This window comes from Aeromicrobium sp. A1-2, assembly GCF_003443875.1.
GTDB lineage: Bacteria > Actinomycetota > Actinomycetes > Propionibacteriales > Nocardioidaceae > Aeromicrobium.
Genome location: NZ_CP027482.1, coordinates 3,038,435 through 3,052,423, shown reverse-complemented (window position 1 = coordinate 3,052,423; position 13,989 = coordinate 3,038,435). Strand labels below are relative to the sequence as shown.

14 protein-coding genes and 1 tRNA gene are annotated in these 13,989 nt (G+C 68.7%); 9 read left to right on the top strand and 6 right to left on the bottom strand.

All coding sequences use genetic code 11. The features are described from left to right. Positions 1-45: 45 nt before the first annotated feature. Positions 46-1,866, bottom strand: a complete 1,821-nt coding sequence (locus C6I20_RS15030) for a phosphoenolpyruvate carboxykinase (GTP) (RefSeq protein WP_118397442.1) — start codon at positions 1,864-1,866, stop codon at positions 46-48. Positions 1,867-2,120: 254 nt separating this feature from the next. Between C6I20_RS15030 and C6I20_RS15025 the strand changes: the two genes are divergently transcribed. The 3 genes from C6I20_RS15025 (at position 2,121) to C6I20_RS15015 (ending at position 3,361) form a co-directional block, all read left to right on the top strand. Continuing rightward, positions 2,121-2,193: transfer RNA gene (locus C6I20_RS15025), tRNA-Arg, on the top strand. A gap of 108 nt (positions 2,194-2,301) precedes the next feature. Next, the gene (locus tag C6I20_RS15020; protein ID WP_118397439.1) at positions 2,302-2,670 is read left to right on the top strand and encodes a helix-turn-helix transcriptional regulator; all 369 of its coding nucleotides are present in this window, start codon (positions 2,302-2,304) and stop codon (positions 2,668-2,670) included. Further along, positions 2,663-3,361, top strand: a complete 699-nt coding sequence (locus C6I20_RS15015) for a cation diffusion facilitator family transporter (protein ID WP_118397436.1) — start codon at positions 2,663-2,665, stop codon at positions 3,359-3,361. The genes C6I20_RS15020 and C6I20_RS15015 overlap by 8 nt, the downstream gene beginning before the upstream one ends. Positions 3,362-3,417: 56 nt before the next feature. Here the strand turns inward: C6I20_RS15015 and C6I20_RS15010 are convergent, their stop codons facing one another. Then, positions 3,418-3,888: a MarR family winged helix-turn-helix transcriptional regulator gene (locus C6I20_RS15010; RefSeq protein WP_118397433.1), complete on the bottom strand. Its 471-nt coding sequence runs from the start codon at positions 3,886-3,888 to the stop codon at positions 3,418-3,420. 112 nt (positions 3,889-4,000) lie between these two features. On the opposite strand from C6I20_RS15010, the gene C6I20_RS15005 reads away from it, so the two are divergent. Next, complete coding sequence (locus tag C6I20_RS15005; RefSeq protein WP_216822908.1) at positions 4,001-4,324, top strand: cupin domain-containing protein; 324 nt, start codon at positions 4,001-4,003, stop codon at positions 4,322-4,324. A gap of 28 nt (positions 4,325-4,352) precedes the next feature. Here C6I20_RS15005 and C6I20_RS15000 read toward each other — a convergent pair whose 3' ends face one another. Together C6I20_RS15000 and C6I20_RS14995 are read right to left on the bottom strand one after the other, a co-directional pair. Further along, complete coding sequence (locus C6I20_RS15000; RefSeq protein WP_118397427.1) at positions 4,353-5,711, bottom strand: FAD-binding oxidoreductase; 1,359 nt, start codon at positions 5,709-5,711, stop codon at positions 4,353-4,355. Beyond that, positions 5,708-6,409 (bottom strand): FadR/GntR family transcriptional regulator, encoded by a 702-nt coding sequence (locus C6I20_RS14995; protein WP_118397424.1) that lies wholly within the window; start codon positions 6,407-6,409, stop codon positions 5,708-5,710. Before C6I20_RS14995 ends, C6I20_RS15000 begins: the two co-directional genes overlap by 4 nt. 89 nt (positions 6,410-6,498) lie before the next feature. Between C6I20_RS14995 and C6I20_RS14990 the strand changes: the two genes are divergently transcribed. After that, complete coding sequence (locus C6I20_RS14990) at positions 6,499-7,113, top strand: cysteine hydrolase (RefSeq protein ID WP_118397421.1); 615 nt, start codon at positions 6,499-6,501, stop codon at positions 7,111-7,113. 9 nt (positions 7,114-7,122) lie between these two features. Here C6I20_RS14990 and C6I20_RS14985 read toward each other — a convergent pair whose 3' ends face one another. After that, positions 7,123-7,686: an AhpC/TSA family protein gene (locus C6I20_RS14985; RefSeq protein ID WP_118397418.1), complete on the bottom strand. Its 564-nt coding sequence runs from the start codon at positions 7,684-7,686 to the stop codon at positions 7,123-7,125. A 94-nt stretch (positions 7,687-7,780) separates the two neighbouring features. Next, positions 7,781-8,941 carry an ROK family protein gene (locus tag C6I20_RS14980; protein ID WP_162891359.1) on the bottom strand — a complete coding sequence of 387 codons (1,161 nt, stop codon included), beginning with the start codon at positions 8,939-8,941 and terminating at the stop codon, positions 7,781-7,783. A gap of 59 nt (positions 8,942-9,000) precedes the next feature. Here C6I20_RS14980 and C6I20_RS14975 point away from each other — a divergent pair, with 59 nt between their 5' ends. The 4 genes from C6I20_RS14975 to C6I20_RS14960 all read left to right on the top strand — a co-directional run bounded on the left by C6I20_RS14975 (position 9,001) and on the right by C6I20_RS14960 (position 13,981). After that, positions 9,001-10,239, top strand: a complete 1,239-nt coding sequence (locus tag C6I20_RS14975) for an MFS transporter (RefSeq protein WP_118397412.1) — start codon at positions 9,001-9,003, stop codon at positions 10,237-10,239. 85 nt (positions 10,240-10,324) lie between these two features. Beyond that, the gene (gene nhaA, locus C6I20_RS14970; protein WP_118397409.1) at positions 10,325-11,626 is read left to right on the top strand and encodes a Na+/H+ antiporter NhaA; all 1,302 of its coding nucleotides are present in this window, start codon (positions 10,325-10,327) and stop codon (positions 11,624-11,626) included. A 71-nt stretch (positions 11,627-11,697) separates the two neighbouring features. Beyond that, on the top strand, positions 11,698-13,434 hold the full coding sequence (locus C6I20_RS14965; protein WP_118397406.1) for a chloride channel protein: 1,737 nt from the start codon (positions 11,698-11,700) through the stop codon (positions 13,432-13,434). A gap of 106 nt (positions 13,435-13,540) precedes the next feature. Then, entirely contained in the window at positions 13,541-13,981 is a 441-nt protein-coding gene (locus C6I20_RS14960; RefSeq protein ID WP_118397403.1) for a hypothetical protein, read from the top strand. Positions 13,982-13,989 lie beyond the last annotated feature (8 nt).

Here is a 13,989-nt window from a genome sequence, read left to right as displayed (position 1 = left end):
GCCGGAAAGTGCCCACATCTTGGGGCCGGCGGGTGTTGCCCGTGACTACTCGCCGAGGCGGGCCTTGAGACCGTCGAGCTCGGTCCAGAGCACGGTCGGCAGCTTGTCGCCGAACTTCTCGAACCACTCGTTGATCTGCGGGATCTCGGCCTTCCACTCGTCCGTGTCGACGCGCAGGGCCGCAGCCAGCTGCTCCTCGCTGACGTTCAGGCCGTCGGTGTCGATGGCGCCCGGGGCCGGCACGAGACCGATCGGCGTCTCGTTGGCCTCGACGTTGCCCTCGACGCGATCGAGGACGTACTTGAGGATGCGGCTGTTCTCGGCGAAGCCGGGCCACAGGAACCCGCCGTCCTCGTCACGACGGAACCAGTTGACGTAGAAGATCTTCGGAAACTTCGACTCGTCGTTGTTCTTGGCCATGTTGATCCAGTGGCTGAAGTAGTCACCGGCGTCGTAGCCGATGAACGGCAGCATCGCCATCGGATCGCGACGGACGACGCCGACCTCACCGGTCGCAGCGGCGGTCGTCTCCGACGACAGCGTCGCGCCCATGAACGTGCCGTGGTTCCAGTCGCGCGCCTCGGTCACCGGGGGGATCGTGGTCTTGCGGCGGCCACCGAACAGGATCGCGTCGAGCGGGACGCCGTTCGGGTCGTCGTACTCCGGCGCGATGACCGGGCACTGCTTGATCGGGGTGCAGAAGCGGCTGTTCGGGTGGCTCGACACGACATCGCTGTCGGGCGTCCAGTCGTTGCCCTTCCAGTCCGTCAGGTGCGCCGGAGCGTCCTCGGTCATGCCTTCCCACCAGACGTCGCCATCATCGGTCAGGGCGACGTTGGTGAAGACCGAGTTGCCCTTGGCGATCGTGCGCATGGCGTTGGCGTTGGTCGCCCAGCCGGTGCCCGGCGCGACGCCGAACAGGCCGAACTCGGGGGTGACGGCGTAGAGACGTCCGTCGGCCCCGACCCGGATCCAGGCGATGTCGTCGCCGATCGTCTCGGCCTTCCAGCCCGGGATCGTCGGGTCGACCATCGCGAGGTTGGTCTTGCCACACGCGCTCGGGAACGCCGCGGCGACGTACTTGACGACACCTTCGGGGTTGGTGAGCTTGAGGATCAGCATGTGCTCTGCCATCCAGCCCTCGTCGCGGCCCATGACCGAGGCGATGCGCAGGGAGTAGCACTTCTTGCCCAGCAGCGCGTTGCCGCCGTAGCCCGAGCCGAACGACCAGATCATCCGCTCCTCGGGGAACTGGACGATGTACTTGGTGTCGTTGCAGGGCCACGGGACGTCGTCCTGGCCGGCGTCGAGCGGCGAGCCGATCGAGTGCAGGGCGGGGACGTAGTCGGCGGTCTCCGCCTCGATCTTGTCCAGGACCGTGCGGCCGATGCGGGCCATGACGGTCATCGAGCTGACGACGTACGGGGAGTCGGTGATCTCGACACCGAACATCGGGCTGTTGGCCTCGAGCGGGCCCATGACGAACGGGATGACGTACATCGTGCGGCCACGCATGCAGCCGTCGTAGAGGCCCTTCATGATGGCCTTCATGTCGGCCGGTTCCATCCAGTTGTTGGTCGGGCCGCAGTCGGCCTCGTCAACACTGCAGATGTAGGTGCGGTCCTCGACCCGGGCGACATCGGTCGGGTCGGATGCGCACCAGAAGGAGTTCGGCTTCTTGCTCTCGTCGAGACGCACGAAGGTGCCGCTGGCGACCAGCGAGTCGGTGATGCGGACCCACTCTTCGGGGGTTCCTTCGCACCAGTAGATGTCGTCCGGCTTGGTGAGTTCGGCAACCTCATCCACCCAGGCCTGGAGCTTGGCGTGGGAGGTGCGGTAGCTGGTGGTGATGGTGTCTGCAGGCATAGGTGAGCTTTTCCTTCTCGCGCATCGCGAATCAAGCGCATTGATCCGCACTCCCGAGGCGCGATCGCCCCGGGTAGCTGATGTGTGATGAATCGCCACCGTCGGGCGATGGCGATTTTGCCGACTTTACGCGGATTGGCCGCATATCTGCACGTCAGAACGGGTGAACATGGTCACACGTATGACAGGTCGCCAAGGCCGGATTTTCGTTGGGCGCATCGTCACGATAGGATCAGCGAGGCCCTTCGGGGCGTGCGCCCGTAGCTCAACGGATAGAGCATCTGACTACGGATCAGAAGGTTAGGGGTTCGAATCCCTTCGGGCGCGCAACACGAGCCCGTCATCCCCGTGCAAACCGGGATGGCGGGCTTGTCTCGTTCCTGCTCGAACCGCTCTCGATCGGCCTCCGGACCAAAGGTTTGTTAGCATCGTCTTATGACGATGATATCGGCAAATATCGAACTGGGTGGAGACGAGGCGGCGCTGACCGCGGCTTCGTGCCTGTTCCACGGCTTCAGCGACCAGTCGCGACTCGTGATCCTGCAGCATCTCCTCCGGGGGGAGCACCGCGTGGTCGAGCTGACCGAGCACCTCGGGCTGGCCCAGTCGACCGTGTCGAAGCACTTGGCGTGCTTGAAGGACTGCGGGCTGGTCACCTCCCGGCCGGAAGGACGGGCATCGGTTTTCAGCGTCACCCATCCCGTGGCAATCGCAGACCTGCTGACCGCTGCCGAGAACCTGCTGCTGCTCACCGGCTACGCCGTCACGCTGTGCCCCAAACACGGGGTGCGCGCGCATGACTGACTCGACGACCGCGGCCTCCGACAGAGGGGCTCTGGGGCGACGGGCCAAGCTGCTGGCCAGCGTCTCGGTCACCTACAACATCATCGAGGGCATCATCGCGATCACCGCCGGTGTCGCTGCTGGCTCGATTGCGCTCGTGGGGTTCGGTCTTGACTCCTTCGTCGAGGTGTCCAGCGGTCTGATCATCTTGTGGCAGTTCTCCCACAAGATCCCCGAGCAACGCGAGCAACAAGCACTCCGGCTCCTGGCTTACTCCTTCTTCGCCCTCGCTGCGTATGTCGGCTTCGAGTCGCTCCGTGGTCTGGTCTGGGGCACGGATGCGGAGCCGTCAAGGGTCGGGATCGGGCTGGCGATCGCTTCGTTGATCATCATGCCGTTCATCTCCTTCGCGCAGCGCCGTACGGGACGGGCGCTGGGCTCCAACGCGGTCTACGCCGACGGGACCCAGACGCTGCTGTGCACCTACCTGTCGGCAGTCCTGCTGGTGGGGCTGGTGCTGAACGCGACCCTCGGCTGGTCGTGGGCCGACCCCATCGCCGGGCTGGTCATCGCGGCCGTTGCTGTCCGTGAAGGCATCGAGGCATGGCGTGGTGAGGGATGCTGTGCGCCCAGCGCGGGCACCCTCTCGGGCGAACATGGCTGCGGCGACAGTGACGATCCGTGCTGCTCGACCGATCCGGATCAGTCCTGAGCTCCTACTTCCAGCTAGCCTTCGGCCCACTCACCTGATTGCGGGTGCGGCACAGTTCAGGACCCGAACCATCCGGGCATGTCCATGCGTGGGGGCTTGCCGTGGGTGAGCACTCCCAGGGCGTCGAAGAGCTGGTCGAGCTGTGGACGGCCGAGGTCGCGCTCCCAGCCGGTCCGCAGCTCCTCGAAGATGCGTGCAGAAGTGTCGAGGCAGTCGACACCTTGCGCCGTGAGTTGGACCAGCTTGCTCCGCGCGTCGGTCGGATGAGCCGTTCGTTCGACGTAGCCCCGCCGCTCGAGCGCGTCGATGTGCTTGGCGGCGGCCTGCTTCGTCATCCCGAGGCGGCGGCTCATGTCGACGGTGGTCGCGCCCTCCGTGCCGACAGCCTGGAGGGCGAACCCGTGGGCCGGACGCAGGCCGGGGTGACCGCGTCGGTCGAGCTCGGCGTGCAGGTCTTCGATGATGATGCGAAAGCCCTCGAGAAGCAGCAGGGGCAGCTGGTAGCCCGGGCGGTCAGTTGACAACATAGACAACCAGGTTCACTATATGGACAACCATGTTGTCTAACTTAGGAGATGTGCTGCCGTGACTGTGATCCGACACGCCGAGAGCCGCCGAACTGCTACGCCCAATGCCGTCATGACCACATATGCGTCGCCCACCCAGGGAGGAGCCGACGTCGCCGTCTGGCGGGTCGCGATGGATCCCGGCGCATCCGGACCACCGCATGCGTTCGATGTTGCGCAGGTCTGGAACGTGGTTGACGGAGCCGCTCGCATCCAGGTCGACACCGCACAGCACCACGTGCAGGTCGGCGACACGATCGTCGTTCCCGCCGGGGTCCAGCGCCAGGTCAATGCGGATGGTGAACGGGGATTCACCGCTGTTGTCGCCGCACTCCCGGGCGGTCGGGCATCACGCGCCGATGGCAGCGAGCCTGTCGTGCCCGACTGGATCGCCTAGCCGCGTCGCAGGGCAGGTGGCCTGGACGCTAGTAGGCCTTGCCGGGATTGAGCACGCCGTTCGGGTCGAACGCCGCCTTGATGCGGCTCATGAGCGCGCGCTCGACCTCGCCGAACTGCGACGACAGGTATGGCGCCTTGAGGACGCCGATGCCGTGCTCGCCGCTGAGGGTGCCGTCCAGCGCGAGGGTCGCCCGTACGATCGCGTCGAACGCTGACCGCGCCCGGGCGGCGGCATCGGCGTCTGCCGGGTCGAACACGATCGTGGGGTGCAGGTTTCCGTCGGCGGCGTGGCCGAACGTGCCGATCGTGACCTGGAACTGCTCGGCGATCTGCTCGATGGCGTCCAGCAGATCGGGCAGTCGGTGCACCGCCACACACACGTCGTCGAGCAGCGGAGTGCCCAGCCGCTCGAGCGCGGTGTAGGCCACGCGCCTGGCCTGCATCAGGGCCTCGCCCTCATCGGGATCGTCGGTGTGGAACACCTCGGTCGCCCCGTGCTCGGTGGCCAGGGCGGCGCAGGCGCTGGCCTCGGCCGCCGCGCCCGGACCGTCGCATTGGATCAGCATGACCGCACCGGCGGACTCGTCCAGACCCATCTGCGTCATGGCGTTGATCGCGGCGACGGTCGTACGGTCCATGACCTCGACCGCCGAGGGGTCAGCGAGGTCGCCGACCGCCAGCACTGCGGCGATCGCTGCGCGCGCGGTGGGGAACGTCGCCGCCACCGTGGCGGTGTGCGCCGGGCGGGGTCGCAGTCGAACCGTCGCCTCGACGATGACCGCGAGCGTGCCCTCCGAACCGACCAACAGCCGGGTGAGGTCGAGTCCGGCCACGTCCTTCCTCGTCGCCGACCCGGTCCGGATGATCTCGCCGCCGGCCAGCACCGCCGTCAGCTGCAATGCGTGGTCGGCCGTGACGCCGTACTTCGCACAGCACATGCCGCCGGCGTTGGTGGCCATGTTTCCGCCGATCGAGCTGATGTCCCGACTGCCGGGGTCCGGCGCGTACCAGAGCCCGTGTGCGGCGGCAGCCCGATCGAGATCGCCGTTGATGACGCCGGGCTGCACACGCGCGGTGCGGGCCACCGGGTCGATGTCGAGGATCGAGTCCAGTCGGGCGGTGCTGAGGACGATGCATCCGTCGATCGCGTTGGCCGCGCCGGCGAGCCCGGTGCCGGTGCCTCGGGTGACCACGGGCGTGGCCGTCGCATCGGCGATCTTGAGCGTGGCCACGACATCGTCGACCGACGTAGCGTGCACGACCGCGAGCGGGCGACCCGCATCAGCGAACCCGCACTGGTCGTAGCGGTAGGCCTCCATCGCGGCTGGATCCTCGGTGACCGAGCCCGCGGCGGCGGCCCGGAGCTGATCGACGACGGCGATCATGATGTCTCGGGCCCGTAGAAGCCCTGGATGTGCGCCACGACCAGAGCGGCGGCGTGCTCCCGGTCATTGGCGTCGAGCGCGTCGACGATGGCGTGATGCTCGGCGCTGAGCCGGTCGAGCACCCGGTCGAGATCCGGCATGCTGCGGAGCGCTTCGAGCAGGTGGCCAGCGATGCTGTCGCGCAGCACCGCGATCACGAAGCCGAGCGCCTTGTTGCCGCCGGCATGCGCGAGGCTGACGTGGAAGTCGATGTCGGCGAGGTGGAACGCGTCGGCGTCCCTGCGCGCGGCCGCCTCGTCCATCGTGCTCAGGCACTCGCGGGCCGCATCGGGCACGCCGACGTTGGAGCGCATCGACTCCGACTCGAGCAGGACGCGCAGGGCGACCAGGTCCTCGAGCGGGATCGAGCCGACCTGGACCGCGGTGCTGAGGGCCAGGGCGGCCGAGTCCGCGGTGCGCCCGTGGGTGACCCGGGGCCGTGCCGTCGAGGTGCTGTCGGCTCCGCTGATCAGCCCGGTCGACTGCAGTACGCGCAGTGCCTCGCGCACCGTGGATCGACCCACGCCGAACGAGGCCGCGAGCTCGGACTCGGTCGGGAGCTCGCTGTCGGCCGGGAATGAGTTGTCGAGGATCGCCGCACGCAGCTGCTGGGCGACGTCCAGGCTGAGCGGGATCCGCGAGACGGGGGTGAGGGCCATGGCGGAAGGCTACCAAACTTGCCTGCTTGTCTGACAAGGTGTTCAATGAACCCGGACAGTGACCCACGCCACAGCAGACAGGTGATCCCATGACCGACACACTCAAGCTCGATCCCGCCAAGACGGCAGTCGTCCTGATCGAGTACCAGAACGAGTTCGCCTCCGAAGGTGGCGTCCTGCACGGTGCCGTCGCCCCGGTCATGGACAAGACCGGGATGCTGGCCAACACGGTCGCCTTCGTCGACAGCGCGCGTGCAGCCGGCGCGACGATCATGCACGCGCCCATCACCTTCTCCGCGGGCTACAACGAGCTGACCCGCCACCCGTACGGCATCCTCAAGGGCGTCGTCGACGGCAACGCTTTCGTCAAGGGCTCGTGGGGAGCCGCGATCATCGATGACCTGACACCGGCCGAGACCGACATCGTGATCGAGGGCAAGCGCGGACTCGACACCTTCGCCAGCACCAACCTCGACTTCATCCTGCGCAGCAAGGGCATCGAGACGATCGTCCTCGCCGGCTTCCTGACCAACTGCTGCGTCGAGTCGACGATGCGCTCGGGCTACGAGGCCGGCTTCCGGGTCATCACGTTGACGGACTGCCTGGCCGGCACCTCACAGGAGGAGCACGACAACGCGATCACCTTCGACTACCCGATGTTCTCGCACCCGATGGAGTCCCAGGACGTGCTCGCCGCCCTGTAGCGAGCAGGTTCAGGCGGCCGCGGGGGCAAGTTTCTCGAGTGCGGCGAGCACCTCGGCGTGCGGCGGGTAGTCGCCGATGCGGGTCCCCTCGTAGCGCCACTTGATCGCGCCATGGGAGTCGACGATGACGACCCCGGGACTGCGGACGGTGTCCTTGGTGATCTTCTGCGGCCGGAAGCCGCGCCGGAGCGAGCCCACGTACGCTGCCGCGCCACGGGGGTTGGCGAGCTTGAGTCCCAGCGGGCGGGTCATGTCGACCGCGTCGCGGAAGGCGTGCGTCGGGTCGAGGTAGATCGGCATCTGCACGCCACGCTCGTCCTTGAGGTACTGGGCCTGATAGTCCGCAGAGCCGCCGACGGCTGCCGGGGAAGCGCCCCGCAGCTCGAGCTCGGGCCGGAGCCGGTCGAGCTCGACGAGCCAGTCCTGGCACGGCAGGCAGCCGAAGTAGCGGACCAGCTGTACGACCTCGAGCCGTCCCGGGGCGGGCAGCGCGAACGGCGCGGGGCTCCCGTCGGCCTCGAGCAGCGTCAGGTCGGCAGGAAGGCTCAGGTCTTCGGTGGAACGGCGTCGCATGAGGTCACTTTCGTGGTGGCGGGAGTCGTCGTGGCCAGCAGCTGGGTTGCAGCCCACCTAGCGGAACCCCTTCGGTGGCGGCGGAATTCCCCGCCTACGGTCCGATGTGCTGGCGCGCGACCTCCACCGCGCCGAGCAGCTCGGCTCGGTCGCCGAGGTTGCCGTGCCTGATCTGCGTGACGGAGTGGATGAACGGCGGTGTCTGCTGACCGAGCTGGTCGGCGAATCCCTCCGCGAGCGCCGCTGTCGAGGCGGCTGAGCCGGCCTCGAGGATGATGCTCGACGGATCCAGGAAGGTGCAGACGTTGCCGATCGTGCGGGCGATCTGGCGACCGACGTCCTGCATCACGCGGACCGGGCCGGCCGCGCCGGTCTCGACCAGGACCAGCCACTCGGCCCACGTGAGCTCGCGGTCGTACGCGTCGGCGAGCTGCCGCATCAGGCGCGGGCCGGTGCTGACGTCGAGGCAGCCACGTGATCCGCACGAGCAGATCGCCTGCGGGTCGTCATCGGTGCGCAGGTGGGCGATCTCCGCCCCGAGACCGTGCCCGCCGGACATGATCCGACCGTCGATGCACAGTCCGGCCCCGATCCCCTCACCGCCGACCTTGACGTAGAGGGCGCACCGTTCGGTCTCGGACTGCTGCGAGCACTCGCCGAGGGCGGCCAGGTTGGCATCGTTCTCCCACAGCACCTCGGCATCGACGGCCTCGGCCAGCGCCTCGAACGGGTCTCCGGTGAAGACGTTCGCGAATGAACGACGATCGGTGTCGCTACCCGGCGGGCGTGGTGGCAGGCCGACGTCGCGGTGAAAGGGCGAGGGGATGCCGAACACCAGCAGGTCGGGCCGTTGCCAACCGGCGGAGCGCGCCAGCAGGCCTCGGGCCGCGGCCACGACATCGTCAACCGACAGGAGCCCGGGCACCTCCCGTCGCTGACGAGCCCGCGTAGTGCCGTCGTAGCCCAGGACCGCGAGCTCGAAGACGCCATAGGAGTAGAGCAGCACCCCAACCGTCGAGGCCGGGCTTGTGACGCTCAGCGAGCCGCGTGGTCGGCCGCGTCCGCGGGTGCCCTCGGCCGGACCCGTTTCGACCAGCCGATCGCTCCCGACGAGTCGGGCGACCGCAGTCGTGACCGCCGACGTGCTCAGGCCCAGGCGGGTCGCCGCCTCCTGACGCGTGATGCCGGGACGCACGCGGACGAGCTGTTCGAGCCGGGCCGATGTGCTCGCTGGAATCCACGCTTTAGTCGTCACAGACGGATATACAACCGCAGAATTGCATACCATTCAAGCCATCAGAAACACTTGTCGACATGACCACGCAGCTGTCCGCCCACGACCGGTCACGACTGGTCGGGTGCCGGCTGACCTTTGCGTCGGCAGGGCTCCTGATGGGTGCGTGGACCACGACGCTGCCGCGGCTTCGTCTGCAGCTGGGCCTCGGCACCGCCGAGCTTGGGCTGTTGATGCTGGGCTTCGCGGCGGGTGGGCTGATCGGGCTGGCCGGTGCCCCCCGGGTCATGCGGTGGGCCGGGCAGCGCCGGACCCAGCGGGGGGGGGCGATCCTCCTCCTGCTCTCGGCGGTGTCTGCGGGTGTGGCCGGTGCCGGCGGTTCGATCCCGGCAGCGGCAGCTGCCGTCACGACGTTCGGCCTCGGGTTCGCGCTGGTGGACGTCGGGATGAACCTGCAGGGCTCGCGGGTCGAGCAGGTCATGCAGCGCAGCGTGCTGCCCGGCCTGAACGGGATGTTCAGCATCGGCTCGGTTGCTGGCGGTTTCGTCGGCGTCGCCGCGGTGGCGTGGGGCGTTCCAGTGCTGCCATTCCTGGCCAGCGCATCCTCGCTCGCAGCCGCGGGCTTCCTGGTGGCAGCGCTCTCGTACGACGACCAACGGACTCCGCGGAGGAGGACCGTCGACGCCCCGGCCGGACCCAGCGCCCTGCGCGAGCTTCTCGATCCACGGGTCATCGGGCTGGGTGTGATCGTGTTCGTGTTCTGCGCCAGCGAGCATGCCGCCTTCAACTGGCTGATCGTCGCGGCGCACGACGTCAAGGGGCTGTCTCCGGCGCGGGCGACGGCGATGCTGACGGTCTTCTCGGTCAGCGCCGTGCTGGCGCGAGTCGTCGGCGGTCGGTTGGTCGATGCGCTGGGCCGCGGGACCGTGCTCCGGCTGAGTGCCGCGCTCGCGCTTGCGGGGACCGTGACCTTCGTCGGCGGATCCGGTGAGTGGATCGTGGCGGGCATCGTCGCGTGGGGCTTCGGGGCGTCGCTGGGCTTCCCCATCGCGGTCTCGGCCGCCGGCGAGGGCGACCATCGGATGGCCGACGTACGCGTGAGCGCGGTCTCGTCGTTCGGCTACGGCGCGCAGTTCGTGGTGCCGCCGGCGATCGGCCTGGTCGGCCAGTGGATCGGCCTGTCGGAAGCGATCCTCCTGGGCGGCTTCCTACTGCTGCTCGGCTTCGCGTGCGCGCGCGCCGCGCGACCGCCCTTCATGCTGCTGCCGTCCGGGCCAGATGCCCCCGTCCACGAGGGTCGGGCAACGGTCGAGACGTAGGGCCCGGGCCGGTAGACTGGCTTCAGGTGCGCCGGGAAGTCTGGTCGGCAATCCTGTCGTCGACCCCGAGAGTTCTATTGTGAGCATGCAGCCCCAGCGACCATCCCTTCTGTCCCGCGGGTCCTGGGCAGAGACCGCTCGCATCGCTGAGTTGCTGCGGCGGGAGACCGTCGGCGGCGTGCTGCTCCTCATCGCATCCGTCGCGGCGATCGTGTGGGCCAACTCCCCGTGGCAGGGCGGTTACGACTCGCTCAAGAACGTCACGGTCGGCCCGTCCGCGCTCCATCTCGACCTGAGTCTGTCGACGTGGGCCGCCGACGGCCTGCTGGCAGTGTTCTTCTTCGTCGCCGGACTCGAGGTCAAGCGCGAGTTCGTCGCGGGCGACCTACGTGAGCCGCGCCGCGCCGCGATCCCCGTTCTTGCTGCGGTCGGCGGCATGGTGGCTCCGGCGCTGGTCTTCGTGGCCATCAACGCCCGCACGGGCGACGGCGCTCTGCAGGGCTGGGCGATCCCGACCGCGACCGACATCGCGTTCGCGGTCGCGGTGCTCGCTGTGATCAGCACCCACCTGCCCGCCGCGCTCCGCACCTTCCTCCTGACGCTGGCGGTCGTCGACGACCTGCTCGCGATCGCCGTCATCGCGCTGTTCTACACGAGCTCGCTCAAGCTCGGCTGGCTCGCGCTGGCCCTCGTGCCGATCGCGATCTTCGGGTTCCTGGTGCAGCGCCGGATCCGCTCGTGGTGGCTCCTGCTGCCTTTGGCCGTCATCGCGTGGAGCCTCGTCCACGCCTCGGGCGTCCACGCCACGGTCGCCGGGGTGCTGCTCGCGTTCACCGTCCCGGTCATCCGCAGTGACGCCGCTGGCGGTCCGGACGCCGGTCCGGGCATGGCCGAGCACTTCGAGCACCGCGTGCGGCCGTTCTCGTCCGGCATCGCGGTGCCGATCTTCGCTCTGTTCGCTGCGGGTGTCACGGTCGGCGGGTTCAGCGGCCTGGGCGAGGCCCTGACCGATCCGGTCGCCATCGGCATCGTGGTGGCCCTCGTGCTCGGCAAGACCGTGGGCATCTTCGGCACGACGTACGCCGTCTCGAAGTTGACCCACGCCGAGCTCGACGACGACCTGGCGTGGGTCGACCTGGTCGGGGTCTCCGTGCTGGCCGGTATCGGGTTCACGGTCTCGCTGTTGATCGGCGAGCTCGCCTATGGTCCCGACAGCATGCGCGACGACCATGTCAAGGTCGGCGTGCTGGTCGGTTCGGTGCTCGCGGCGTTGATCGCTGCGGCGATCCTGCGGCGCCGCAACCGGACGTATCGCCGGATCCTCGAGGAGGAGTCCGTGGATGCGAATGCCGACGGCGTGCCGGATGCGTTCGAGGAGAGCTCCTGACCCGTGCCGGACGGCGTCCGGTGACGGCTCGATTTGCTCGGCGTGCACCAACAGTTGCATAGTGCAACGTGATGCCCTCTTCCGCCGATGCTCCTGATCGCGTGTCCGCGGTTGCCGATCGGGCCGCGCGCGTCGTGGGTCGCCACCAGGTCGGCCTCGTGGTGCTGGCCCTCGCGGTGGGCACGGGTGCGGGTCTGGGCGCGGTTGCGTTCCGCTATCTCATCGAGGGCTTCACGAAGGTCTTCAGCGGGCACACCGACTACTCCGACGCGGGCCGCGCGGCCCATCATTTGGTCCCGGCGCTCGGTCCGTGGTTCGTCCTGCTGGCGCCCGTCGTCGCCGGACTCGTCTACGGTCCGCTGGTCCACCGCTTCGCACCCGAGGCGCGGGGCCACGGCGTCCCCGAGGTGATGTTCGCGGTCGCCCGCAACGGTGGTCGCATCCGACCCAGGGTCGCGCTCGTCAAGTCGCTGGCGAGCGCTCTGTGCATCGGCGGCGGCGGATCGGTCGGCCGGGAAGGGCCGATCGTGCAGATCGGCTCGGCGCTCGGCTCGTCCATCGCGCAGGCCCTGCGTCTGGACGAGCGGCACATCCGGCTGCTGGTCGCGTGCGGAGCAGCGGGCGGGATCGCCGCGACCTTCAACGCCCCGCTGGCCGGTGTGTTCTTCTCGATGGAGCTGATCCTCGGAGTGTGGGCGGCCGAGTCGTTCGGCATGGTCGTGCTGTCATCGGTCACCGCCAGCGTCATCGCTAGGGGAATCCTGGGCGACGAGCCGTTCCTCCGCCTCCCGGCGTTCCACGTCGACCACCTCACGCAGTACCCGCTGTTTGCGGTGCTCGGCCTGCTTGCGGGTCTGCTCGGTGTGGGCTTCTCCCGCGTGCTCTATGCCGTCGAGGACGTGTGCGACTGGGCCTGGCGTGGGCCGGAGTGGCTGCGGCCGGCGGTCGGCGGGCTGTTGCTCGGGGTGGTGCTACTGGTGCTGCCGCAGATGTACGGCGTCGGCTACCCCGTGCTCGACAAGGCGGTCGGCGGCGGGTACGGCATCGCCTTCCTGTGCGTCCTGCTGGTTGGCAAGATGCTGGCCTGCAGCCTGACGATCGGCATCGGCGGATCGGGCGGGGTCTTCGCGCCGAGCCTGTTCGTCGGGGCGATGCTGGGTGCGGCATTCGGCGCCGTGGTGCACGCGATCGACCCGTCGCAGGCCGGCTCTCCGGGCGCGTACGCACTGGTCGGCATGGGTGCGCTGTTCGCGGGTGCTGCGCGGGCGCCGATCACCGCGGTTGTGATCCTGTTCGAGCTGACCGGCGAGTACTCCATCATCCTGCCGCTGATGTTGGCGATCGTGCTGGCTACTGGCGTCAGTCACCTGGTCTCCCACGACACGGTCTACACCCGCAAGCTCCTGCGGCGGGGCATCGACCTCGACGAGCCGGGTGACGACCGGCTGCGCCGTACGACGGTCGCCGACGTCATGACGGCCCCACCGAGCCCGATGCTCGAGACCACGACGCTGCACGAGGCCGCGGCCCGGTTCGCGGCGACGGCCGAGCCTGCCCTCCCGGTCGTGTCCGACGATGGCCACCTGGTCGGCATCATCGCCGCGCACGAGCTCATGGACGCCCTCGCGTCCGGCACGACCGTGAGGATCGTCGAGCTCACCGGCAGCTCGGCGAGCGTCGAGGCGGATCTTCCGGTCGGTGACGCTCTGGTGATGCTCGAGCACGGGATCGAGGTCCTCGGGGTCGTCGCCGACGGGGTTCTGATCGGTTGGGTCGGTCACCGGGAGATCATCGGCGTCTTCGCCTGACGGAGCGTGGGACGACTGAACGGCTCACAGGGCCAGCACAGGCCCGTCGCAGCCCGACTTCAGGATGGCAACCGAGACTGGACTCCGACCGACCTGAGGAGCACCAGTGAGCGACACCCCGAGCAGCAACGACGGCGACGAGACGACCGACATGCCCGCCACGCCTGCAGCATCGGACGAGACCAGCACGATGCCGGCGGCCACCGGGCCTGCGGCTGCCAACAGTGCCGCCGCCGTGGCTCCCGCGCCGCGCCGTCCGCTCAGCGAGCACGTGACCAAGCGCCGGGTCGTCGCCGGAGGCGCCGCTGCAGGACTGCTGCTGGTTGGCGGCCTGGGTGGCTTCGCGATCGGCAACCACAGCGACCAGGGCGACCGAAGCGACCGGGGCAAGCAAGGATCGGTCCGTGGCGACGACCGAGGCGACCGGGGCAACATCGGCGGCCGTCAGGGCCGACTCCGCGGCAATCAGAACGGACCGCGCGCCACGGTGCCCCAGCAGAACGGATCTGCGGACAGCTCGACTGAGCAGGACAACAGTGGGACCTGACCACCAAG

Bases quoted from the DNA above. Each gene is read 5' to 3' on its own strand.
- C6I20_RS15030 (WP_118397442.1), bottom strand. From the start codon at position 1,866: ATGCCTGCAGACACCATCACCACCAGCTACCGCACCTCCCACGCCAAG.
- C6I20_RS15020 (WP_118397439.1), top strand. From the start codon at position 2,302: ATGACGATGATATCGGCAAATATCGAACTGGGTGGAGACGAGGCGGCG.
- C6I20_RS15015 (WP_118397436.1), top strand. From the start codon at position 2,663: ATGACTGACTCGACGACCGCGGCCTCCGACAGAGGGGCTCTGGGGCGA.
- C6I20_RS15010 (WP_118397433.1), bottom strand. From the start codon at position 3,888: ATGTTGTCAACTGACCGCCCGGGCTACCAGCTGCCCCTGCTGCTTCTC.
- C6I20_RS15005 (WP_216822908.1), top strand. From the start codon at position 4,001: ATGACCACATATGCGTCGCCCACCCAGGGAGGAGCCGACGTCGCCGTC.
- C6I20_RS15000 (WP_118397427.1), bottom strand. From the start codon at position 5,711: ATGATCGCCGTCGTCGATCAGCTCCGGGCCGCCGCCGCGGGCTCGGTC.
- C6I20_RS14995 (WP_118397424.1), bottom strand. From the start codon at position 6,409: ATGGCCCTCACCCCCGTCTCGCGGATCCCGCTCAGCCTGGACGTCGCC.
- C6I20_RS14990 (WP_118397421.1), top strand. From the start codon at position 6,499: ATGACCGACACACTCAAGCTCGATCCCGCCAAGACGGCAGTCGTCCTG.
- C6I20_RS14985 (WP_118397418.1), bottom strand. From the start codon at position 7,686: ATGCGACGCCGTTCCACCGAAGACCTGAGCCTTCCTGCCGACCTGACG.
- C6I20_RS14975 (WP_118397412.1), top strand. From the start codon at position 9,001: ATGACCACGCAGCTGTCCGCCCACGACCGGTCACGACTGGTCGGGTGC.
- nhaA (WP_118397409.1), top strand. From the start codon at position 10,325: ATGCAGCCCCAGCGACCATCCCTTCTGTCCCGCGGGTCCTGGGCAGAG.
- C6I20_RS14965 (WP_118397406.1), top strand. From the start codon at position 11,698: ATGCCCTCTTCCGCCGATGCTCCTGATCGCGTGTCCGCGGTTGCCGAT.